Annotated in this window: 32 protein-coding genes; 1 reads left to right on the top strand and 31 read right to left on the bottom strand. The window is 33.7% G+C overall.

What is annotated here, in order from left to right; translation table 11 throughout:
• The coding region (locus ACW2QF_RS03900) for a hypothetical protein (protein WP_455714686.1) at positions 1-371 on the top strand (371 nt) is incomplete at its 5' end.
• Positions 372-592: 221 nt separating this feature from the next.
• Here the strand turns inward: ACW2QF_RS03900 and ACW2QF_RS03895 are convergent.
• The 31 genes from ACW2QF_RS03895 to ACW2QF_RS03745 form a co-directional block, all read right to left on the bottom strand.
• Entirely contained in the window at positions 593-829 is a 237-nt protein-coding gene (locus ACW2QF_RS03895) for a hypothetical protein (RefSeq protein WP_455714685.1), read from the bottom strand.
• Between the two features lie 279 nt (positions 830-1108).
• Positions 1109-1717 carry a peptidoglycan-binding protein gene (locus ACW2QF_RS03890; protein WP_455714636.1) on the bottom strand — a complete coding sequence of 203 codons (609 nt, stop codon included), beginning with the start codon at positions 1715-1717 and terminating at the stop codon, positions 1109-1111.
• Between the two features lies 1 nt (position 1718).
• Positions 1719-2153, bottom strand: coding sequence for a phage holin family protein (locus ACW2QF_RS03885; protein WP_455714635.1), 435 nt, complete (start codon positions 2151-2153; stop codon positions 1719-1721).
• A 206-nt stretch (positions 2154-2359) separates the two neighbouring features.
• The gene (locus tag ACW2QF_RS03880) at positions 2360-2512 is read right to left on the bottom strand and encodes a hypothetical protein (RefSeq protein WP_455714684.1); all 153 of its coding nucleotides are present in this window, start codon (positions 2510-2512) and stop codon (positions 2360-2362) included.
• Positions 2513-2528: 16 nt separating this feature from the next.
• On the bottom strand, positions 2529-2876 hold the full coding sequence (locus ACW2QF_RS03875) for a hypothetical protein (RefSeq protein ID WP_455714683.1): 348 nt from the start codon (positions 2874-2876) through the stop codon (positions 2529-2531).
• 10 nt (positions 2877-2886) lie between these two features.
• The gene (locus ACW2QF_RS03870; protein WP_455714682.1) at positions 2887-3834 is read right to left on the bottom strand and encodes a WD40/YVTN/BNR-like repeat-containing protein; all 948 of its coding nucleotides are present in this window, start codon (positions 3832-3834) and stop codon (positions 2887-2889) included.
• A gap of 4 nt (positions 3835-3838) precedes the next feature.
• A complete protein-coding gene (locus tag ACW2QF_RS03865) occupies positions 3839-4243 on the bottom strand; it encodes a hypothetical protein (RefSeq protein WP_455714681.1) in 405 nt (134 codons plus the stop codon).
• Positions 4227-4778 (bottom strand): putative phage tail protein, encoded by a 552-nt coding sequence (locus tag ACW2QF_RS03860; RefSeq protein WP_455714680.1) that lies wholly within the window; start codon positions 4776-4778, stop codon positions 4227-4229. Before ACW2QF_RS03860 ends, ACW2QF_RS03865 begins: the two co-directional genes overlap by 17 nt.
• Positions 4765-5838 (bottom strand): baseplate J/gp47 family protein, encoded by a 1074-nt coding sequence (locus ACW2QF_RS03855; RefSeq protein WP_455714679.1) that lies wholly within the window; start codon positions 5836-5838, stop codon positions 4765-4767. Before ACW2QF_RS03855 ends, ACW2QF_RS03860 begins: the two co-directional genes overlap by 14 nt.
• The gene (locus ACW2QF_RS03850) at positions 5831-6244 is read right to left on the bottom strand and encodes a DUF2634 domain-containing protein (protein WP_455714678.1); all 414 of its coding nucleotides are present in this window, start codon (positions 6242-6244) and stop codon (positions 5831-5833) included. The genes ACW2QF_RS03855 and ACW2QF_RS03850 overlap by 8 nt, the downstream gene beginning before the upstream one ends.
• Positions 6241-6528 carry a DUF2577 family protein gene (locus ACW2QF_RS03845; protein ID WP_455714677.1) on the bottom strand — a complete coding sequence of 96 codons (288 nt, stop codon included), beginning with the start codon at positions 6526-6528 and terminating at the stop codon, positions 6241-6243. The genes ACW2QF_RS03850 and ACW2QF_RS03845 overlap by 4 nt, the downstream gene beginning before the upstream one ends.
• A gap of 1 nt (position 6529) precedes the next feature.
• The gene (locus ACW2QF_RS03840; RefSeq protein WP_455714676.1) at positions 6530-7495 is read right to left on the bottom strand and encodes an XkdQ/YqbQ family protein; all 966 of its coding nucleotides are present in this window, start codon (positions 7493-7495) and stop codon (positions 6530-6532) included.
• Positions 7492-8130 carry a LysM peptidoglycan-binding domain-containing protein gene (locus ACW2QF_RS03835; RefSeq protein ID WP_455714675.1) on the bottom strand — a complete coding sequence of 213 codons (639 nt, stop codon included), beginning with the start codon at positions 8128-8130 and terminating at the stop codon, positions 7492-7494. The genes ACW2QF_RS03840 and ACW2QF_RS03835 overlap by 4 nt, the downstream gene beginning before the upstream one ends.
• On the bottom strand, positions 8130-10049 hold the full coding sequence (locus ACW2QF_RS03830) for a phage tail tape measure protein (RefSeq protein WP_455714674.1): 1920 nt from the start codon (positions 10047-10049) through the stop codon (positions 8130-8132). Before ACW2QF_RS03830 ends, ACW2QF_RS03835 begins: the two co-directional genes overlap by 1 nt.
• A 2-nt stretch (positions 10050-10051) precedes the next feature.
• A complete protein-coding gene (locus ACW2QF_RS03825) occupies positions 10052-10189 on the bottom strand; it encodes a hypothetical protein (protein WP_455714673.1) in 138 nt (45 codons plus the stop codon).
• A 29-nt stretch (positions 10190-10218) separates the two neighbouring features.
• On the bottom strand, positions 10219-10632 hold the full coding sequence (locus ACW2QF_RS03820; protein ID WP_455714672.1) for a phage tail assembly chaperone: 414 nt from the start codon (positions 10630-10632) through the stop codon (positions 10219-10221).
• Positions 10633-10685: 53 nt separating this feature from the next.
• The gene (locus tag ACW2QF_RS03815) at positions 10686-11120 is read right to left on the bottom strand and encodes a phage tail tube protein (RefSeq protein WP_455714671.1); all 435 of its coding nucleotides are present in this window, start codon (positions 11118-11120) and stop codon (positions 10686-10688) included.
• 13 nt (positions 11121-11133) lie between these two features.
• The gene (locus ACW2QF_RS03810) at positions 11134-12219 is read right to left on the bottom strand and encodes a phage tail sheath subtilisin-like domain-containing protein (protein WP_455714670.1); all 1086 of its coding nucleotides are present in this window, start codon (positions 12217-12219) and stop codon (positions 11134-11136) included.
• Positions 12220-12232: 13 nt separating this feature from the next.
• On the bottom strand, positions 12233-12676 hold the full coding sequence (locus ACW2QF_RS03805; RefSeq protein ID WP_455714669.1) for a phage tail terminator family protein: 444 nt from the start codon (positions 12674-12676) through the stop codon (positions 12233-12235).
• On the bottom strand, positions 12673-13131 hold the full coding sequence (locus ACW2QF_RS03800; RefSeq protein WP_455714668.1) for an HK97 gp10 family phage protein: 459 nt from the start codon (positions 13129-13131) through the stop codon (positions 12673-12675). The genes ACW2QF_RS03805 and ACW2QF_RS03800 overlap by 4 nt, the downstream gene beginning before the upstream one ends.
• Positions 13115-13456: a phage head closure protein gene (locus ACW2QF_RS03795; RefSeq protein ID WP_455714667.1), complete on the bottom strand. Its 342-nt coding sequence runs from the start codon at positions 13454-13456 to the stop codon at positions 13115-13117. Before ACW2QF_RS03795 ends, ACW2QF_RS03800 begins: the two co-directional genes overlap by 17 nt.
• Before the next feature lies 1 nt (position 13457).
• Positions 13458-13742 (bottom strand): head-tail connector protein, encoded by a 285-nt coding sequence (locus ACW2QF_RS03790; protein WP_455714666.1) that lies wholly within the window; start codon positions 13740-13742, stop codon positions 13458-13460.
• A gap of 66 nt (positions 13743-13808) precedes the next feature.
• Entirely contained in the window at positions 13809-14984 is a 1176-nt protein-coding gene (locus tag ACW2QF_RS03785; protein WP_455714665.1) for a phage major capsid family protein, read from the bottom strand.
• A complete protein-coding gene (locus ACW2QF_RS03780; RefSeq protein ID WP_455714664.1) occupies positions 14985-15569 on the bottom strand; it encodes an HK97 family phage prohead protease in 585 nt (194 codons plus the stop codon). It lies immediately after the preceding gene.
• The gene (locus tag ACW2QF_RS03775; RefSeq protein WP_455714663.1) at positions 15511-16704 is read right to left on the bottom strand and encodes a phage portal protein; all 1194 of its coding nucleotides are present in this window, start codon (positions 16702-16704) and stop codon (positions 15511-15513) included. Before ACW2QF_RS03775 ends, ACW2QF_RS03780 begins: the two co-directional genes overlap by 59 nt.
• 40 nt (positions 16705-16744) lie before the next feature.
• Positions 16745-18418, bottom strand: coding sequence for a terminase large subunit (locus ACW2QF_RS03770; protein ID WP_455714662.1), 1674 nt, complete (start codon positions 18416-18418; stop codon positions 16745-16747).
• Complete coding sequence (locus tag ACW2QF_RS03765) at positions 18415-18777, bottom strand: hypothetical protein (RefSeq protein WP_455714661.1); 363 nt, start codon at positions 18775-18777, stop codon at positions 18415-18417. Before ACW2QF_RS03765 ends, ACW2QF_RS03770 begins: the two co-directional genes overlap by 4 nt.
• A 90-nt stretch (positions 18778-18867) precedes the next feature.
• Positions 18868-19203: a hypothetical protein gene (locus tag ACW2QF_RS03760; protein ID WP_455714660.1), complete on the bottom strand. Its 336-nt coding sequence runs from the start codon at positions 19201-19203 to the stop codon at positions 18868-18870.
• A gap of 345 nt (positions 19204-19548) precedes the next feature.
• Positions 19549-20103: a site-specific integrase gene (locus tag ACW2QF_RS03755; protein WP_455714659.1), complete on the bottom strand. Its 555-nt coding sequence runs from the start codon at positions 20101-20103 to the stop codon at positions 19549-19551.
• A gap of 128 nt (positions 20104-20231) precedes the next feature.
• Positions 20232-20837, bottom strand: coding sequence for a hypothetical protein (locus ACW2QF_RS03750; protein ID WP_455714658.1), 606 nt, complete (start codon positions 20835-20837; stop codon positions 20232-20234).
• Positions 20838-20978: 141 nt separating this feature from the next.
• A partial coding sequence (locus ACW2QF_RS03745; RefSeq protein ID WP_455714657.1) for a hypothetical protein occupies positions 20979-21175 on the bottom strand: 197 nt, incomplete at its 5' end.

Genomic DNA, 21175 nt, shown 5'->3' with positions numbered 1-21175 from the left:
CTTGTGATATCTATTCATCTCCAAATAAATATGAAATTATTTCAAATGGATTAACGTTTAACCTTGATAAGAATAAAGTAACTGATGTTTGTTTAAAAACAGATGTTGAAATTCAAAAGCAGTATGTTTCAAGTATTGGTGGCGCTGTTGGTGGTGCTGTACTATTTGGTACATTAGGTGCAATGATTGGTGGGCGTGCTAAACAAAAAAATATCAGAGAAGTACATACATATCTTATATTCACTTATGAATCTAATGGTGAAATAAAATATACTGGTTTCGATGCTACTAATAATCTATATAAAGCAGGACCATTTGTTGATGAATTTAGAAATTCCGGGAAATCTCATACAGTTAATGTTGACCTATAAATAAAAATGAATTTGATGCAGAATCAGATGCGTATATTTATATTGCGACGAATCATCTACCTAAGAGGAGATAATCAAAGTTTTTAATAAAATGAGATAATTTTAAAAGGCGCTTGCTTAACAGCTTGCGTCTTTTCTACGCTTCGATCTAAGCCAATAACTTCTTAAGTGTTTCTACTCCAACTTTACCATCTTCTTTCCAATCAAACTGCTTTCGGAACTTAATTGACAGCCTTGGTGATGTTTGTTCCCCATTTACCATCTACAGTCAATTTTGCGTTAGTCTTTTCGTTAAGTAGCCTTTGAATCATCTTTGTGATGTAGCTATTGGTATTAGATGAACTGTAAGATTCAGCAGTCTTAGAGACACCTTTAATCTGAAAGTGGGGACTGTCCGGACTGGTTGACCAGTTTGCTCCTGCTTCAAATCCATACTTCTGCATAATCTGAAGTGGCACCGTTTATGCACCATTTGCTATTCTTTTAGCCAAATAAAGCCTTGTAAACATAATGTTTACAAGACTTTCATGACAGGGGCAGTAGGATTTGAACCCACGACCTGCGGAAATATAATTTATATATTATTAGTTAGTATAAGTGTATATAATGTTTATAAAACAGCGTATTTACAATGACGAAATGTGGTTACTTTTATATAACTAGATATAAATATATTTATCTAATTATAAGTATCTTGCATACATCTTGTGCAAAACTTGTACATCTAACAAGTTACATTAGGCCAATAACTTCTTAAGTGTTTCTACACCTACCTTGCCATCTTCTTTCCAACCAAATTTCTTTCGGAACTTGTTGACTGCCTTGGTTGTATTTGCTCCCCATTTACCATCTACAGTCAATTTTGCATTTATCTTTTCATTAAGTGCCTTTTGTATCATCTTTGTAATAAAAGAATTTGTATTAGTTAATGAGTACGACTTCCCTTTTGTACTCACACCTTTGATTTGAAAGTGTGGGCTATCAGGACTAGTTACCCAGTTTGCTCCTGCTTCGAAACCGTACTTTTGCATAATGGAAATGATCTTCTTAGTTTCACTATCTTTTGCATTCCAGATGGCTGTCATTTTACCGTCTACAATACGTTGTGGCACTACATCAACCGCATTTCTTTTAGTATGTATGCTAATTTGGGTCCATGTAACCTTTGTACCTTTAACAGTCCGTCCTAAACTATATAAATAGTTTTGTCTTACTTGACTGCGATATGTTTCTACAATGAGAGGATTGATACCTGCAATCTTTATATCTTTTATAGCTTGATTGAGTTGTATTTGACATAAACAATTCAATTCGGTTATATCTCTGCACTGTTCTATATTACTCATATTATTTCCCCTCGCTTTCTTCTGATTTCTTTTGTAGTATATCTACTGCATTAGTAATCACTTTTGGAAACTTAACTCCCATCAATCCTGCGTTTTCAATAATACTTATAAGTTCGTTTACGATTAATGCAATAATTACAGTTGTTCGAATATAGTTAACCTGTAGAGTTATATCAAGCCTGTACGCAATTAAAACGATAAGTAACATTACAGCCTTCTTACAAAGACCTTTAAAGCAAGCATTACTTTCACCTGCTCCAGTTTCTGTCTTAGTTGACTTCTTAAATACAAAAGCTACAACTAGTCCCATGATAAAATCAATTACCATGAATGTAATAAGGGTCTGAAGATCTGCGCTCCAACCTCCTAACATACTTACAATTGTTCCACCTATAACGCCTATTAGTCCACATATTAATTCCTTTAGTTTTTCCATACTTTCCTCTCTTTCCTCGTTGCATTATCGCAATTAAAAAAGAGCCTCTCGGCTCAAATTATTTTCAGAACGTTCACATAATCTTCACTAACGTTCCATAGTTACTACACAATTGAATGTTATTATTAATTTATCAAAGGAAGCTAATAACCTTTTTGATATAGTTTGTTTTTTCATACCTCCCTCTTTAGGAGCCACAAAGGCTCCTAATTTTTTGTTACAGTTCCATCATCATTGACAATATAATTATCAATACTTAGATGTGAGTTGATATCGTTCTTAAATTCTTGATATTTAGCTACTACTGCATTGTAATTAAGCTTCCCTAATTCAATACGTCCTGCTAACCATTCTGCCATGTTTTTCACCTCATTCCTACTGCATAACAAGATAGTCAAGTACTTCTTGCACATTATCTAGCTGTGCTTTTAATTCTGTGTTTTCTTGTGATAATCTTTCAATTTCTGTATCAATACTGTATGGTTCTAAATAGTTTGGATTGTTATAGAACCCTTCCTCTGCTGCATAACAATACTTAGATGGTTTATAATCACTCGGTATTGAATCAACTTCTACTTTAGTTGCACTATCATGTATTACATAGAACAAACCATCACCGTCAATAATTTCCCACTTATTTAAGTTTGGTTCATCAAATACCCCATAAGTTATGTTATCACCTCTAAACAAAACAACATTATCTTTGTCTTTTAAAATAATCATGTATTCACCTCTATTCTTTAAAAGCTATGCTTGTTGGATTTTTAGTAAATGCATTAGTTACTGTAGTCCACGTTATACCATCTGTTGAGTATAAAAAATTGTAATTTAAACTTGCTACTGTTCCGAATATACCATATGTCGATGAATATGCTAATCTTCTCTTTCTGACCAAATCAGGCATACTATACGACCATGTGGCAGCCGAGTATTTAGCTACCATATGGTAATCAGTGTCATTGATGGTTGTCATTATTGAATAACCATTGCCATATTCTATATCATAAACACGCCTACCATACAAAACGTTACTTGAAGTCCAATTTACACCATTATTTGATGTTGCTATTATTTGATTGGTCGTGCTAGATGAAGCAATCAAATAAGTTCCACCACCACCACCGAAAACATTTGGATATATTGTTGGCACTGAGAAATAATTCCATGTCGATAAATCAATCGAATACCAAGCTTGAGACCCATCTGTTGCAAAGAATCTATCGTTGACGTATTCGATACTATACATATTATACATAGAAGTGGTTACAGACGACCATGTTATGGCGTCAGTAGAATAGTACAAAGTACTGGAACCATTAACCACTACGAATTTACTCTGTGCAAACGTCATACTATCAACATTAGAAAATGGCGTATCAACCTTAGTCCACGTTATACCATCGGTTGAACGTAAAATATAAGAAGTATTATAACCAGAAACTACAAATAAATCTGGGGATGCTACAATAAAATTTAAGTCATCAGATACCCCACTTGTTGTGTTGTTCCATGTTATTCCAGCATCTGATGAGTAAGCTATAAAACCACTGTAACCAACTGCAACGAACGTAGGAACATTACTAGACCATAATTTAGTACTGCCTAGCCAAGCTTCCTTTATTTTGTTATTTCCATAATATATTGATTTGGGTTTGCTATCACCTATCTGTAAATTAGCCATGCTATCACCCCTTAACCAAATACAATGTGTTAGCGTCTGTAGTAGTGGGAAGAGTTGTTACAACTGATATATGAATAGAATCTACCGTATCAGCATTACCACCGTTGGCGGGTAGACTTGTTGGAAAATCTGTTATATTACTCTTTGTATGCGTATGTGTAAAGTCAGTAATTTGTGATTTTGTATGGGTATGACTTGTTGCAGCAAAAGCACTTGGTAACTTACCACCTACAGTATCAGCATTACCACCATTAGCAGGCAATGAAGATGGTATCGTTGGAATATCCGTTTTGTTTGCTTTCTCTCCAACCGCTTGATCAATCTTATCCATATTCCCGTTTATATCTTCAATATTTATAAATTCTGTTTCACTCGGTTTTATTAGTCCCAAATTAGTAGTCGTTAACATTAGCAATATCCCCCTCTCTTAGCTGTTTCCATGTCATTGTACTTACTGTATCCCAAGTAAGCATTTTAGCCATATTCCAGGTATTATACAGTAGCATGCAATCAATTATGATATTCAATGGAACCGTAGTCTCTAAGTAATCTCGCACTGTGTTAAACATAGATTGGGCACTAAGTGCTATCTTTACCGTTAGCTTATCAATTTCATAATCGTATACTATTTTATATCCATCTTTCCCACAAAACGCTTCTAAATTCTGCTCTAACATTGGTTTTGTATATGGTAATTGTTTATTATAATATGCAATTAGTCTGAATATCCTTTCTTCTAAAGTATCTATAGCAAGATAAGAAATTCCAAACATATCTTCATATCTTTTAATTCCTTCAACCGTACACGTTGCAAGGAATTGGTTATTGTATAGATTATTTGTAGATAAGGTAATAAGAGTATTTTCTTCATCATCTACTTTAGCAATTATTTGTATTTCCTTTATACTCTGAACCACATCTTGAAGATGATTAAGCATCTGCATTATTTGTCACGCTCCCAATAACAGGTATTTCATTAGCTTCACATGAATAATTACTTGCTACATTATTTATTTTTATATCACTTACATCTTCTACTCCCTGAACTGAAACGATCTGTGAAGATATCTGCGCAATTCTTACGATCAGGTACGTATTATTTTCCCATTCTTTGCGTAACGAAAGTAAATATTCTTCTACTTTTGCTGTTACAAGTTCACTTACCTCAGACCATGTATATCCATCTTCTAGTGTAATGCTGCAAGCTAAATTAATAACTACTTCATCGCATGAACTCACTAGCACTACATGTCCTATTGGCGCTAGACCATATCCTTCCCCACTATTTTGCGTTGGATCAATAGCGGTCTGCACAAGGTTTACAAGTGTGACACTAGGCTTACTATATTCACTTGTAATAATGACTGTATTAATAGTTTTATTAACATCGGTTGCTCTGGATATCTTAACACCACCAACACCAGTAATTGCTTTAATTTTTTCAGAGTAATCTGCTCTATTTCCTCCGAATGCTTGACTTTCAAAAGAATCAAAATACCTTGTCCTGAACGCTTCTGTCTCTTCTTCGTCTGTACCTGGTATTAATAATTCCGTTAGTTTTGCAGTTTCTAATCCTTCAATATATTCATCTGCTAATATGTCTCCAAACTTTTTATTCCCAAGAATCCCGGCAGTTTCACACTCCATCTTATATATTCCTATACTTAACTTCTCTAATGCTACATAGGCCAATTCGTCTAATGTGAATCTTGACTCTATAGGAACATCTATATTGAATTCTCCTTTAATAATTGCCTTTGTAGCTTCATATGGACTAATACCACGTTCCTTGGCTCTAAGTATCAGCTCTTCCCTTGGGGCAGTATTCGCAAATGTAGTATCTAATACCGTATCCATAGCAATATAACACTGACTTAGTTCCCACGCTTCTGGCGCAAGAATGTTATATACCAAACTTCCTTCGCTTGTATCTACTCCTAAATTTGTTTTTACTCGTTCAAGCATTCGCTGCAATATTATTTCGTATGTTTGTTCTTCAAACATCAATATCCACCTCCCCATAGCTTGTAACTGCGGTAAAATTTCCAACTAACTTATCTCTCACAATAGTAATGTTAAAATTCGTTACATCTAAAATGTTCTTGTTTATAAGCAAACAGTCCTTAATCATATCAGGGACAACATCATTGATATAATCTTGAGAATAGCTTTTGCCTATAAGCGATTCAATTTCCGTTCCGTAATCCCACGAAAAGATAACATGTCTATATCTGACTGTATTAAGTGCAAGCCAAATCCAAATCTTTATCGCTTCTATCCCTGTTACTATATCACCTGTTAGTTGTCCAGTCAGAAAATCTATACCATACTCCGTCGGTGTACTATATTCTTCTCCATCAATATAATCATCTTCTTGAGCTGATTCTTCTAATTCAAACGGAAAACTCATACTTCCACCAACCTTTCTATTATTGCATACTTCTCATCACTAATTTTACATACAAGAACTAAGTCTCCTAGTTTTAACTTTTCTACATTCGTGTATGTATCTTCATTAAATCTTAAGTAACCAGTTGTTAAGTGCTCTGCAATATATAGATCATCTCTATCCAATTGGAGTTCATTAATCTTGCATGAGTTTGAAGATAACATCACACCAAGTAGTATGTTATTCTTACTTGCGCATAACTGCTTTATTGCTACTATAAGCTTTTCATATCCCTTGTCGTTCATCTTATTCCTCCTGCGTATCCATAATATTTTTAAAAGCCAAATTAAGACTCATTGTGTGAACCCCATTTGACCAGGTGTGACTATCCGTATCAATCCAAAATTTCCCCGTAAGTCCAGTTAAACTGTATTTAATTTTGACTGCATATCCAGAGATACACTTGATATTACCGATTGCTTCAATAGAAGCTTCCTTACTAACACCTATGAGCATATTCTTAGCTGCTGTAGTTGCATTAACTCCCTCTTCTTTCACATATGCATCTTGAAATATTCCATACATATTAATATTCTTATCATTTTTAACGACTCCGACCTGTTTCCCTTTCTCATCGTAAATCTTAACTACATTTATCATATTCTCAATGCTTTCTTCATAATTAGACGTAGTTATATTAACTTTATCACTTAGATAAAAGCTGTCTACCATCTCGCCTTTTTCAATAATAGACAGCTTTTTTCCTATCATAATAGGCATATACTTCTTCCCTGATGCCTTATATGCCTTTGTATATGCCTTCATAATTACTGTATAGAATCCTTCCGACTCAACAAGTAATTTTTTGATTGGAACCTTTGTCTCTGCAATATTACCTACTTTAACTTTTAAAGCATTACATAATGTTTTAACAATCATCTCAGGAGTAGTATTATTAAAATTATATGAACAATTACTTTTTACGAATCTTTTTAATTCATCATAAGCATCATATGTAATCGTTCCTTGCTCCGACTGTTTTCCTCTCCTATATACCATCGCATCAATGAGCAGATAACCCTCGTCATAAAACAACAACCTATCTCCCATCTTAATGCCTAAGTCTTTTATATTCTTATCTATTGGACTATAAAGGACTGATATAGATAATTGTCTTGTGGCCTGGTTTACAGATCCACTCCATGTCACATCTTGTACAAAATCTGTAATTATGTTCTGATTACTTTTGCTATCAATCCATACAATCTTCATACTTTAATCACCAACTTTTGACCAATGTATATTTTGTTAGGATTTATAATGTTATTCTGATTTGCTATTGCTCTGTAGTTATTACTATCACCTGTTAACTTTTTTGCAATACTACACAATGTATCACCTTGCTTAACTGTATACTGCGTTGTTTTAACCGTCTTATTGACACGTTTTGCATTCTCAACTGTTGTAATTTTTTTAATAGTTTTATTAGCAGTTTTAGCAGTTTTTTTAACTGTTAATTTCGGTATTCGATACTCTTTTAACTGTATTGTATAGTATATATCACCTGTCGCATCCTGTTCAGAATACGTAAACTGTTCAATAGTCATGTTTAGATTAATCCCTTTACCAGCTATAAGGTATTTTACTGGATTATCTCTCCATGATTCTATTAATTTGACACACTCTTTTGGCTTTGGAAACCCTTTGTACTGTACTGCACTATAGTTTCTTTTTGGAAAAAATGAAGATAATGTTGTTGTTGCAAGTCCTCTTTTTCCTATTAAATTAACGGTTCCGTAATTGCTTATGTTTACTTCTGTGTTATTTTGCTGATAACTAAGTTCATAGGAAGAAGGAAGTATCGGTAATCTCAATTCTTCCTCTCCTTGTTTCAACCAAATTTCCATTACACGAATACCTCCCCTCCGCCATTATCTATAATATCTATGAATCTTGCTGCTACTTTTTCAACAATTTCATCAATATCAGAATCTTTTCTAACGACAATTTGATCAGCAAGCTTTTTAATAACGATACTGCCTTTACCTTTACTACTTTTTTCACCATCTTTGTAAGCCTTACGTATTGATTCGTCATGTGGATATACTCTTGTACCTCGTGGTAAGTCCATAAGCTCTCCACCACGATCTTGTGTTACTGCAAGTCCACCTTTCCAATTATCTGTACCTTTAGCAAGATATGGGATTGTAGCAAAGTCAAAACCTAACTTCTCTCCTCCATATTTCGGAACCCAACCAGGAATATTGACACTAATTTTATTAATAGCTCCAATGACACCATTAACCATTCCAATAATTGCATTAAATGGTGTCTTAACAAGTGCTGATAAACTATCAAAAACACCACCGAAGATACTCTTAACACCTTCCCAAGCCTTAGACCAATTTCCCGAAAATACACCATCTATGAATGTAATGACTCCATCAAAGATAGTCATTACTCCTTTAATAATTTCTGTAATCCCTTTAATGCCTTGTGATACATATCCTTTTATTCCTGCAAAAGCCACTTTCCAACCTTTTACGAATACTTTACTAACAAATGCAATTACTGGTTTCAATGCGGTAATGATTTTCTTTACAAAGGCAACAATATGAGAAACACTTGTTTTCACTGTATTCTTAAGATTGTTAAAGTTTTTACCTAACCCTTTAGTATCAATTCCAATCTTCTTAAATACTTCAACAAGTTTCTGTTTCAGCTTATTTGCAAATGCTACAATCTTATCCCAATTCTTATATATCGCAATACCAGCTGCCACAATAGCAAGTAATCCAATTACAACTAATCCTGCAACTCCTCCAGTTCCAAACATAGACATTATACTAGCACCAGCTTTAATACCTTTTGATAATCTACCAACCGTAGAGATTGTTTTTCCAACCACACTTGTCATTTTACCAAATATAATTACACATGGACCAACGGCAGCTACAATTGCCGCAATCTTCACTATAGATTCTTTTTGCGAATTTGAAAGTGAACTGAAGCGTTTCATCAACTCATTAACCTTCTGTAGTAGTTTTGTTCCAATTGGTAAAAGACTACTACCTAACTGTGTACCAATTTCTTTAACACGTTCCTTAAGCATACGTGTCTGGTTCGCTGCACCACTACTTGTACGTTCAAAATCACCTTGTGCAGATTTTGTTTTTTCCATTACATAGTTATATCTTAATTGTACTTTTTCAGCTTGTGTCATATCCTTCCATGCTGTCTTATACCCATTAGATAATGCATATTGCGATAGTGTAGTATCTGTCATAATAATACCTAATGATTTCAAGCTCTCACCTTCACCAGTGAATATACCTTTTAATGCAGTATTAGAAACATCAGTACTGATATTTTTAAATGATGATAAATCTGCGGTCAATTCTACTAATTTTGTAGACATTTCTTTACTCTGCTTATCTGATAATCCCATGCCATTCGCCATATCTCCAAATGTTGATGCCATATCAAGCGCTGTATTACTTGCCATACCCATTTTATCAATTGCTGTACTCGCCCAATCATTTATTGACTTAGCATTATTTCCGAATACAACTTCAATCTTTGATGCCGTTTCTGATGCATCTGAAGCAAGATTAAAGCAAGCAATTCCTGCTGCCGCAATTGGTAATGAGATTGACTTCGTCATAGTACTTCCAGCCTTTGCTATGTTATCCCCAACTTTCGATATGTCTTTCCCGTAATTCTGTATTTTCTTGCTATTCCTTGCTATATTTTGTACTGATGCATTAAACTTATTAGTAAAGTCATCTTTGAATCGCAAAACAGCATCAATAACGTTATTCGACACTCTTAACCACCACCAATCTGGTTATATTCTTCCTGAATATCTTCAATAAGTCTCTTCATAAAGGCAGCTAATATAATTCGTTCAGATCTACTTTTTTCTACATATTCACTTGGCATAATGTTCTTATGTTTGAATAACAAATACATCAACCTTGTATCAAAATTCTTATCTATTTCATCGTAGACTTTTTTTCTAAACTTACCTCATCAATACTACTTGCAAGATTACTAATTGCATCAGCAACCTCTTGTAGATCATCACCCTTGAAAAGTATCTTAGCAAGTTCAGCAGGAGTAGCCGCTCCGTAGTGTTTTTGCAATTCATCATCTGCAAGACATGGATCAATAACGCCTTCTGCACAAATCATAGCATAAACATCTCTACCAGCAGCAAAATTAACACTTCCATCAGACTCTAGCATCATACATTGTAATTCATTCATTCTGTCATCATCTAGCTGTCTAATTTCGATACTAACCTCTTCCCCTAATGCTTGAGTTAGATTTTTTACAATAACGGTACCTTTTTTTAACTCTTTGTATATATTTGCATCAATTGTTAATAATTTTCTTGCTAAATTCATAATCTTCATCCTTTCAAAAAGCCTTGTTAGTTTCATACCAACAAGGCTTTATACTATGCTACATAATCTAATACTTCATAATCTGTAAAAGTAAACGGCAGGGATTCTTCCATGTTCTTCTTTTGCTCAATATTAATAAGCTGTAATTCTGTGAATGTGCAACCAGTTAATTTAACACGTTCTGTCCCACCATTTGCCGGATCAGATACCTTACTTATAATCGTAAACTGTGTCTGAATACCTTTTTTCATATCCTCGGCTAATAATTTTAAGAAATATGAGGAAATCTTGTTGAGCTTTAGCGTTCCACTAGTTTCTAATCCGGTAACTTTTGTACCGTCAATTAACTGTCCACACTGTGGTATTGCTTCTGTTTTTGCTGTTACCTTGGCATCGATAGAAGCTAACTCTGATACATAATGAGAATCTACCCATACTTGCCCCCAGGTACCATTCATAACTTTACTAGCATTATATCCTTTTTCCATTTAAAATTCCTCCTTATGCTAATGAAATTGGAAGTTCAATCTCTTCGATGGAATCAAGTATTACTACTGTAGCCTTGATAAATACTTTTGAACCTGTATTAGCTTCCTTAATCTCTTGTTCAGACATTGCATTAACATCTTTCCCTTGTGACTTAAGGTATACACGTTGGCTATCAATATCAATACCAACACTGTAGCTTGAAACAATACCATCAAGTTTGAGTGTTTCAAAATAAGATGAAATAGCACTAATAAGTAAGCACTTATTGTCGTAACTATTTGCAAACTTACCTAAATAACTATCCTCTGCAGTTTGCTTAATGTCGTTATAAATCATATCCATGCATTCTACAATTTTAATCTTTTTGAATTGATCCCCTTTTTCTTGTGTAACTGTAATCAAACTATTTACAGATCTTCCACATTTAACCTTTTCCCCATCCCAAAAGACAACAAACTTTCCTGCACCAACCATCGTATCTAATTGTTGCTTAGTATACTTAGTACAGTCAGCTGCCTCTGGTATTGGTGCATATGTAGCACTAATTGTTAATGGCGTACTAGCAATAATACCTGCTATTCTCGAACATATCTGTTCGGTCGAGTGGTCAGTTAACCCTATCTTAATGGTGGTATCTGCTACACTTATAATACCTTCATGATCTGCTGTTACATTTGGCAATACAGCCTTAATCTTATTTCCCGCTTCTCTTTGTGCTTTAATCCACGTAACAACTTCTGTTGTTTTTGCATCTGTAGAGATTGTAGGAAATACAAGATAATCAATCTTGATTACTTCTACTTTCTTCAATACTTCTGTGTAATCAACACCTTCACTGTCCATTGTAAATACAACTATTTTACGTGGACTTGTTGAATAGCCTGATAAAGCGAATGTAATCTGCATTTTATTATCAGCACTTAATTCTGCAGGTATATCGCTTACATCGTAAACATCAAACTGCTCTCCAACTTCTGTAATAGTAGCAGTAGACTCCTTAATTACAATACCAACGATACCTCTTTCACTTCTTTCTATACTCTGCGCCGCTTTCTCTGTAAACGTAATATTTACAGATGGCATTCCTAAAGTTGACATATATACATCTCCTTTACTCTTCAATAATGCTATTATTTATAGTTACTTCGTCTGCAACTTGTTCCTCGTATGATAATTCAAAATACTCTGTATATGATAAGGTAAATGAGCATTGCAAAATATTATCATCTTGCCCTATATAGTCCATATCATAATTAGAAATTATTCCAAACACGTTATCTATCTTAATTCCATGTCCAAATAGCAATTGCAATCTTTCAAACACTTCAATATCCTTTATGCTATTTGCTTGTTCAGGAAAATACGTAATTACTACGCTGTATCTTGCTTCTTTATAGTTGATACTGGTATTAGGCAAGTTAGTAGGAAGAATCTGCACATAATAATATGGTTTATCAGCTCCCTCAACCACCTCTTTGCTGACAATTGGTATGGTAGGGTATTCAGATTCAATAACATTATTAACAGCTTTGTATATGTCTTTAATTGTTATCATATATTATTTTCCCTCCTTATTGTATCTAGCACCCTTTGCATAGCTTCTGGTATCTTTTCTTCGTATTCTTCACACGTTTTCTTTAGCATGAATTTACCAGGTACAAAACCTATTCTTTGTCCACCATTCGAAACCATCTTTCTATTCTTTGTATATGGTGTTATAAGGTTGTGCCCTTTTTCTACAAGATGAAAGTGTGGTGCTTTACATCGTAAATTCTTTTCCATATCAGACCCAAATCCAGTTGTTTTATCAAATTTATATCCTTTTATAAGCTTTGATTGTTTACTTGTATCAACTACTTGTTTTGTATTTTTAACTAAATCTTTTCGGAATTCTTTTGCCGTCCGCTCCATTTCATCTAATGCAATATCTGTATAACTATCTACAACATTATTAAAAGCTTCAATAAGAGCTGATGGATCACATTCAAATTCACTACTCAACCTTCTCACCTACCACTTCCGTACAAACGAATTTATACATCTCATGTCTTTCCTGATAGTCAATTACAGAAATTATTCTGAATTTGCGATTATTATATTCTATTAACATGCTATTAGTAGGTGTGAATGATTTATAATACCTGGTATAGATATTCCATGTTAATTCTGCTCTTATTTTTTGTGCTTCATAATATTCTCTTCCTGTTGTAGGCTCTACACTTGCCCACATCGTTCTATAAAGAGATAACTTTTGTGTTGCTTGCCCTAATTCATTTTTAATGTTCTCATAAGTGTAGATTGATATTTTTTTATTTAACCTATTAATATTTAACATCTTAAATTTCACCAGCCCTATAATCACTTGATAACACTAGATGTATTTTTAAAGTTTCATATGCATCTTTATATCTTGATGATTCTTTATCATCTGTACTAAATTCTGCTTTACAAAATAGTTTTACTGCTCGTAATATCAAGCTGTCGGTATCAACTATCTTTTCTTTTGATACACCTGAAAATTCCATGTCGACCTTGCATGCTTCTATTGTTTCATTAATGTCCATGTCTAAAAAATCATCATCAACTCTTAATGCCAATTTTACACTATTAATAAAGTCCATATAATCACCTCAAAAACTAAGGCATCATAATGTTTGTAAATAACATCATAATGCCTTTAATATTACTTAAGCAGATTTCTTTGGAAGTGCAACAACAACAAATCCTTTATTAACAACTACATCTGCTCCACAATCAACGTCTCCTAGTACTGATAATAAGCCTTCACCAAACTTATAATCTTCCGATGTACGTACTTCGTAATCTCCGAACAGATCAAGTCTAGCACATTTAGGTTGGCCATATAACATTGTAGGTAACACAACCGTTGTGCTTGAATTTGTCGCTCCTGTTAATGCAGTACAATTTGAGTTAATACAGTATCTAACAGATAAACCACCATCTTTGATAATACCAGTGTTTGGATTAGTACTATCTGGAGTAATCTCATATACAGCTTTCTTCTCGTTCGTACCACGAACATCACCAAATGCAACTAAATCCTTTTTGTTTAGGAAAAGAACAGCATCTCCCATGATGTTTTCATCTCCACCATAGTTCATTGTGATTTTCCTTAACGTAGTTGCATCAATTGAAGAAATTGTTGTAATAACCTCTGTTATTGTTGATGCTTTAATAGCATCTGTGATAACTTTAGCAGCTTTTTTTCTTAGAGCATTAAATGCTGATTGTTTTACTTTTTGTTCATAAAGTAATGGAGTCTGTTTCTTAACTTGTCTTGATACATAACTTAAAACAGTTGCAGATTTCGGTGTAATCGTTACATAATCAAAACCTGGATCACTTTCATTTGCTTTTCCATCTTCTGTAGTTTTATCTCCAGCTTCTGAACCTGTTGTTTCGAATGCAACAATATCTGAACCCATACCAGTACAATCTTGTACATCAACCATATCTACAATTGATGATACCGTGTTGAATGCATCATTAATACCAGATACATTAGTTGGAGTTGCAAGTTTTCCTGAACTGATAAGTACCGATCTAGATTCTTTTGCAGTAATTGTCATATGACTTGTCTCTGCAAACTTCTTTGCTCTTTTCTCCACACCATCATCATCTGTAGGTGGCATCAAGGTATTTACTACTTCGCCAGAAGCACCTGATGCAATGTTACTTAATAACTTGGATCTCTTTTCGATTGTTTCAAGAATCTTCTTTCTTTCTCCAATCAATTTCTCCGTTTCCGTTGTAAGTGCATCAATATCCGCTTCTTCTTGGTCTACTGATGTCTTGATTTCTGCTAATCTGCTTTCAATTTCTTTTAAACGTTTTTCGTGCATTTAAAATCCCTCCAATTTTAGATTCAATATTAGTTTCTTTCTTTGCTGCTCTTTCTGTAGCTCTTTTTTCAAGCTTTTCATATTTTCCTCACAGAATGAGCGTGCATATATACTAGTAGTGTCATTAGCAGGAATGCTAACCGCACTTACATCATATATTCGTCTAATTTTTGTGTGTACGAATGTTCTGGATGCCTCATCGTAATGATAGTCACCATATCCAAAAGTCCAAGACATTTTAGTAATAAGTCCACTACCTATTTCCTCGTACATTTCTTGTGCTGATCTAGATTTACTTAAATCAGCGCAAATAAAAAGACCATTTTCATTGGTCTCAACTATAAGTGACTTATTTGATTGTCTAGCAAATACTTTTCCTGTGTGATCATATTGAAATATTACATCTGACATTTCACAGCCCACAAAAGCATCGCGCGAGAATTGTTCGTAGATAGGACCATCATCATCTTCCCATAACAAATACCTTTCCCATGTTGTAGCATATCCCTCCACATAGTAGTTACTATCAATCCTCTTCTGTTCCTGTGGCAAGTTCAGTACTTGTAATGATCTTTGCTGTATCATCTTGTCCAGTTCCATTATTATCATCACCTTCCTTCGAATAGTTATCAGTAATTGCATATTCTTTACGAATATATCTTGTATCACCATTATCAACTGGTGCCATATTGAATATTTCAAGCCCCTGATTATGCGTTATAAATCCTCTATCAAACAATTGTGTAACTGTATTAAGTTTCTCACTGTTGCTTAAATACTGTAATCGATTTGCTGTAAAAATAATTTGATTACCATATGCAATTTGTCTCTCATTGAATGTCATATTGGTATGTACCAAAGATGCTTCAATTGCAAAAGGCTCAATTTTTCCTTCGTAATAAGCATTCCATTGATCTGATGTGAATTTATTCTGTAGAATATTTTCGTTCGTACCGAAATACGTAAATACACTTTCTTTAATTTGTGACATTTGGATTGGGTTTACAACAAAAGGCTTTGAATCAATTTGTTTTATATCTTCATACTTGGAATCAAAAAGAAGAATACCCCCGTTGTTTTCAGCAGATAGATTATCTTCCATAAATCTCTGTTTTTCTTCTTTTAAATCTTTGGGTTTTAATGTCTGTGCAATTTTCCCCATAAAACGTATTGATGCACTATTTTTAACACCCTCGATAATTCCTTGATTTTGAGTATTTATCAATTCGAGCGTTGGCTGTAATACACAATTGCTCGAACCATATAGTTCATCATTGTATTGAAATTGGTTCATTAGTCCTGCATTGATTAGTTCAACTGCTCCATGGCTCCCAAGTCCAAAGTCATATCGCAAATACTTAACACCATCTTCTGTTACTACTTTTGTTCTTGATGATAGTAATGGATAATAACCATTGATATTGAAATATTTATCATATAATGGTGCAATAAAAACATTGTTATCAACCATATAGATTGTTGCTAAACGATAAAGATATTTCTTTGTATCCATTAATGGATTCGGTTTGTATTGTAGCTTACGTTCAAGCATCTCATTACCAGAGCCATTAATCTCAGGTTTTAACTTACTAACATGAGTCGCAAAACTATGTACAGCAGCCCTTGTTAGTTCCATCTCATATATACTACCTTCGAAAGAGGTGAACACAGGTACATACCCATTAATCATTTTAAAATATTCTTCAATGCCTTTCTGCATTGTTTCCTTTTTTCTGATATTGCTAAATAAGCCCACTTTGTCATTCACCACCTTTCGATTGATTTAGATTGATATATTTGTCCTTAACGTCCATTACACCTTTGTATGCACACAATGAAGCAACAGTACCATCAATTCTCCTACGTCTGTCCGTTATCTTAACAGGTTGGATATTTCCATTCACATCTGTTTTGACTTCCGTATTAATTAAGCACCATTTGTAAACAGGGTTATTGTTATAAATAATTTTATGTGCTTTAAAGTCTGCTGCCATATTCTTCATTGGTTCAGATAAACTAATTACACCTTGTCGTACTGGTATCATTGACTTTTGACCAAACTCTGACTTAAATTCACGTAATAAAGTATCATCGATATGCCATGGATCATAAAAGATGTATTGAACATACAAATCCTTTTCATCTCTTAATTCTTTAAACCACTCAAGGAATATTCTCTTGTCACACTTATTACCCTCACATGTTCTCATAAATCCTTGGTCAATCCAAAGACGATATGGAGCATTATCACGTTCCTGTCTATTACCTGTCTTATCTAATTCATCAATTACAGACTGAGGAATCCAAAACATAAACTCCATGTAAATATTATCATCATCTGGTCGCATACATAGAGCAACAGCAGCATTTAAATCTGTTGTATCAGCTGCATCAAATCCACCTATACAATAATCAAATTCAGATAAGTCAAAGAGTTCCTCGTTATTCAAATCTTCAAAACGTAACCAGCTAGATTGACCTGTTTGTTTCATGTTGAAATCTTTAACAAGTACTGTTGGCTTAAAGCTAGGATCATCTTTTGCCTTTTGTACCATCTCACGTAAGAATTCACGAGATTTAATAGTACCAAGTCCTGGGTTTGCTTTTATCCAACACTCTTCTTTATCCCATTCATCGATACTATCTAACTCATAAATAAAAGGCAAAAACCTTTTATTTTGGGCTTTGCCTTCTAACACATTAACTGCGTATTCATACTGAGAATCAAATATACCACCTCTGATAAATCCATTTGTTGTAATACAAAATAGTATTGGTTGACTTCTTGCACCCATCGACTGCTTCATCAAATCGTATATATCACGATTCTTTATTGCCGCAAGTTCATCGATAACAACGCAATGGCTATCAAGAGAGTCAAGTGATGAAGTATTACTTGCCATTGCTTTAATGAACCCCATATTCACTGGAAAGTACAAATCTGATGCACGTTTCTTAATATGCTTTCGCAAGAGTGGTGATTGTTTACGCATATTATCAGCTGCAACAAATCCCTTCTTGGCTTGATCAAGCTTTGTTGCAATATTATAAATCTCAGGAGCACCTTCTCCATCATTTACAAGCATGTCATTTTCAACTGTTGCACACTCTGTTGTTTTACCATTCTTACGACCTTCTACAATCATGCATTCGTTATATTGTCTGATGTTGTTATCATCAACGAAACCAAACAGAGCTTGAAGTCTGGCTTTCTGAAACAACTCTAGCTTTATCCGCTGTCCAATATCTCCAGCTGGCACGTAGCAAAATCTCTCGATAAAATCTGTATGCTTACTGGCAATATCATAATCAAAATGATATTCACCAGGAGAATAAAATCCTGTAAGAAGTATATCCGAGATACGCTTCATCTTTTCACATGCCACAATCTTGCCATCTACAATTGACGTAAAGTATTTTTCTAACTCCGTCATTTTTTACCACTAATGAAATCAATCAATTCATCACCTTCCTTGGAACCAGTAGGAATTAAATCGATGAGAGACTTTATAGTTGCATTGTAATTCTTAATCATCGTGTTAAAGCTTTTTTGTGCTGGGTGCTCTGACTTTGTAACAAATCCATTTCCATTCGTGCACTCAATTACTGCTCCATCACTATTTACTTTTTCCTGTAGTTCATCTAGTGTTACAGCCATAAATGCTGCCCTTGAATAAAGCTTTTCTGCAAATGGTTTTTTATCTTCTTCGATATCTTTGAAAATCTTTTTATACTTTGACATCTCTTTCTTTATCAGCTTATCTTTTTCTGATACTGGCTTTTTATCAATCATCTTTTCACTTCCTTTCTGACCCCTTCACATGATTTTTTTCCTTGCGTGTAGATTAGCGTAGGAGCATCGGTCTTTTCCAAAAGACAGAATTTACTCCGAATGGGGGGAGTCTGCTACTATAGGCTGACCATTGGAATCAAATAAACATTTAAGCTGCTTAATACCAAGTGAATCAATAAAGTGACCTTCTTCTCTGTCGTGACATGCTTTGCAATCATATCTAAGCATGCACCAGTTGAGTGTTATATCTGGATCATTAATATTGTTTGGTGTTAGCTGTATCTTATGATGTACAATGTAACCTAGTTCTTCATGACATGTTTCACACATACCACCATCGATTGTTACACGATGTTTGATATAAGCAAGTCTGCATGACTTCCATGTCTTGCTATTATAAAACTTCTTTGCAAAATTCTGTGCCATCTCTCTACCTCACAAATAACTATTCTCATTCGTTGCGACATCGCAATAAAAAAAGCACCGTACATTTACATACGATGCTTCATAAGGAGTGAAGAAACTGGGCAATGAAAATATTAGGTAACCTTTTATTTTCATGCTACCATTATAGCACGGTCAAACTATCATTGAAATATCATCTTTTTTTCACACTTATTGCATTTGGTAGGTATTTACTTCTCCTTCGTTTGAGATTGTCATATCTTATAATTTTGTAAATGTTATTCTTTATATTCACTTTAATAGAAGAAACACATATTTATATCTCCGACATTTACATATGCCATTTGAGTAAATCTGCACCACAAATCAATGTCTCTTATATGAAAGCTTGCACATCATATCATCTTTACGATCTTGATTGATTCCTATATAACGAAACGTTACAGATATATCTGAATGATTATATATCTCTTTTAATGTTGCTATATCCTTTGTCTGCATATAGAAGTGATAACCAAATGTCTTTCTTAATGTATGTGTCCCAACATATTCGATTCCAAAATTGTCTGCCACCTCCTTCAAGATATCATAAGCACGTTGTCTCGTAATATGTTTATTAGGTCCTTGTCTAGATGGTAGAAGAAATTCATAATCTTCCTTTCCTTTTATGTAGCTCTTGATTACCTTCTGTAAGTCTGGATTAATCTTAAATCTTTTTTCCTTTCCAGTCTTTTGCTCACGAATGCTAATATGAGTCTTATCCCTAACATCTCTTACTTGTAACTTAAGTATGTCAGAAATACGAAGTCCACAATATATACCTATTTCAAACATCATATAGTCACGTTCATTTTTCTCTTTCAGATAATCTTCGATATTCCAAATTACTTTCATATCTCTTATTGGTTCAACTGTATTCATTTAATCAACCCTTTCATAAATGCAAAAAAGGACATCCCATAAGGACATCCTTCTAAATCAATATTTTCTGCTTAAATAGTATCATTTTATATTTGCCATGTAAATTGCATCTTTTTTTCATATTTTTCTCAAAGGTTATTAATACCGTCTACTCCAAATATATATACACTCATCTCTCTGGTAAGTTCCTTAATCCATCTACTTACTGATGCTATTGATGTATTATATTTTTGTGCAGCATCTTCATAACTCATCTTGTTAAAGATGCAATTATAAAATATATCGTATTTATCATTGAATCCAGTCTTCTCTTTTTCCTGCTTCATAATCTGTAGTGCATTATCTATATGTGATATTATAGTTAAACTACGTGCTTTGCTTCTTCTTATGCTATCAATATACAAGCGTTCTCCATCTATATCTGTCACATCACTGAAATCTATATTTAACTCTAGTATGTCCTGGTTTAATTCATCTATAGATAGTTCAATACTCTTCTTAATTTTATCATAATTTTTTAAAAGTAATCTTGTATTGTGCAGTGCCATCTTGTTCTGCTCTGCCTTTAATTCTTTTGCATATGATTTAATTGCTTTTCTTACAGATATGTCTATTAGATTTTCTATTGTTGCTTCCACTTTCAACACCCTCTCTTTTATCTTGTATAACTTCTTCATGTACTCTTCAACTGATTCATAATATATTCCCGCACTGCTATCACACTTGGTAACCATTCATATTTGGTCCTCAGTAACAATTTTTTTGTAATGTACAGTACAAATAACTGTTTACTTAAAATACTTCATACTACTTCTCCTCCTTTTTGCACAACAAAAAACCAACTACTAAATAATGATAGTTGGTTTCCTTAATAATTAATCGTCAAAATTTAATCTGTTTGCATTATTTATTCTATCAAATAAATACACTCTGAAAATTTCTTCTTGAAAACAAAACTCTTTATCTTCATCAATTTTTACTTCTAGCTCTTGTAAAACCTGCTTATTTATTAATACTTGTACTATTTTTTTTGACTCCACATTTATTTGATTTGAATCTTCAATTAATAACA

The sequence above is a fragment of the Anaerosporobacter sp. genome (assembly GCF_965301125.1).
This window is presented reverse-complemented; position numbering and strand designations above follow the sequence as displayed.

Bases quoted from the DNA above. Each gene is read 5' to 3' on its own strand.
- ACW2QF_RS03860 (WP_455714680.1), bottom strand. From the start codon at position 4,778: ATGCAGATGCTTAATCATCTTCAAGATGTGGTTCAGAGTATAAAGGAA.
- ACW2QF_RS03845 (WP_455714677.1), bottom strand. From the start codon at position 6,528: ATGAACGACAAGGGATATGAAAAGCTTATAGTAGCAATAAAGCAGTTA.
- ACW2QF_RS03760 (WP_455714660.1), bottom strand. From the start codon at position 19,203: ATGGCACAGAATTTTGCAAAGAAGTTTTATAATAGCAAGACATGGAAG.
- ACW2QF_RS03780 (WP_455714664.1), bottom strand. From the start codon at position 15,569: ATGATACAGCAAAGATCATTACAAGTACTGAACTTGCCACAGGAACAG.
- ACW2QF_RS03865 (WP_455714681.1), bottom strand. From the start codon at position 4,243: ATGTTAACGACTACTAATTTGGGACTAATAAAACCGAGTGAAACAGAA.
- ACW2QF_RS03835 (WP_455714675.1), bottom strand. From the start codon at position 8,130: ATGGAAATTTGGTTGAAACAAGGAGAGGAAGAATTGAGATTACCGATA.
- ACW2QF_RS03775 (WP_455714663.1), bottom strand. From the start codon at position 16,704: ATGCAGAAAGGCATTGAAGAATATTTTAAAATGATTAATGGGTATGTA.
- ACW2QF_RS03765 (WP_455714661.1), bottom strand. From the start codon at position 18,777: ATGATTGATAAAAAGCCAGTATCAGAAAAAGATAAGCTGATAAAGAAA.
- ACW2QF_RS03785 (WP_455714665.1), bottom strand. From the start codon at position 14,984: ATGCACGAAAAACGTTTAAAAGAAATTGAAAGCAGATTAGCAGAAATC.
- ACW2QF_RS03890 (WP_455714636.1), bottom strand. From the start codon at position 1,717: ATGAGTAATATAGAACAGTGCAGAGATATAACCGAATTGAATTGTTTA.
- ACW2QF_RS03855 (WP_455714679.1), bottom strand. From the start codon at position 5,838: ATGTTTGAAGAACAAACATACGAAATAATATTGCAGCGAATGCTTGAA.
- ACW2QF_RS03820 (WP_455714672.1), bottom strand. From the start codon at position 10,632: ATGAATTTAGCAAGAAAATTATTAACAATTGATGCAAATATATACAAA.
- ACW2QF_RS03880 (WP_455714684.1), bottom strand. From the start codon at position 2,512: ATGGCAGAATGGTTAGCAGGACGTATTGAATTAGGGAAGCTTAATTAC.
- ACW2QF_RS03870 (WP_455714682.1), bottom strand. From the start codon at position 3,834: ATGGCTAATTTACAGATAGGTGATAGCAAACCCAAATCAATATATTAT.
- ACW2QF_RS03850 (WP_455714678.1), bottom strand. From the start codon at position 6,244: ATGAGTTTTCCGTTTGAATTAGAAGAATCAGCTCAAGAAGATGATTAT.
- ACW2QF_RS03810 (WP_455714670.1), bottom strand. From the start codon at position 12,219: ATGTCAACTTTAGGAATGCCATCTGTAAATATTACGTTTACAGAGAAA.
- ACW2QF_RS03805 (WP_455714669.1), bottom strand. From the start codon at position 12,676: ATGATAACAATTAAAGACATATACAAAGCTGTTAATAATGTTATTGAA.
- ACW2QF_RS03790 (WP_455714666.1), bottom strand. From the start codon at position 13,742: ATGGACTTTATTAATAGTGTAAAATTGGCATTAAGAGTTGATGATGAT.
- ACW2QF_RS03815 (WP_455714671.1), bottom strand. From the start codon at position 11,120: ATGGAAAAAGGATATAATGCTAGTAAAGTTATGAATGGTACCTGGGGG.
- ACW2QF_RS03875 (WP_455714683.1), bottom strand. From the start codon at position 2,876: ATGATTATTTTAAAAGACAAAGATAATGTTGTTTTGTTTAGAGGTGAT.
- ACW2QF_RS03770 (WP_455714662.1), bottom strand. From the start codon at position 18,418: ATGACGGAGTTAGAAAAATACTTTACGTCAATTGTAGATGGCAAGATT.
- ACW2QF_RS03840 (WP_455714676.1), bottom strand. From the start codon at position 7,495: ATGAAGATTGTATGGATTGATAGCAAAAGTAATCAGAACATAATTACA.
- ACW2QF_RS03795 (WP_455714667.1), bottom strand. From the start codon at position 13,456: ATGTTAAATATTAATAGGTTAAATAAAAAAATATCAATCTACACTTAT.
- ACW2QF_RS03755 (WP_455714659.1), bottom strand. From the start codon at position 20,103: ATGAATACAGTTGAACCAATAAGAGATATGAAAGTAATTTGGAATATC.
- ACW2QF_RS03885 (WP_455714635.1), bottom strand. From the start codon at position 2,153: ATGGAAAAACTAAAGGAATTAATATGTGGACTAATAGGCGTTATAGGT.
- ACW2QF_RS03750 (WP_455714658.1), bottom strand. From the start codon at position 20,837: ATGGTTACCAAGTGTGATAGCAGTGCGGGAATATATTATGAATCAGTT.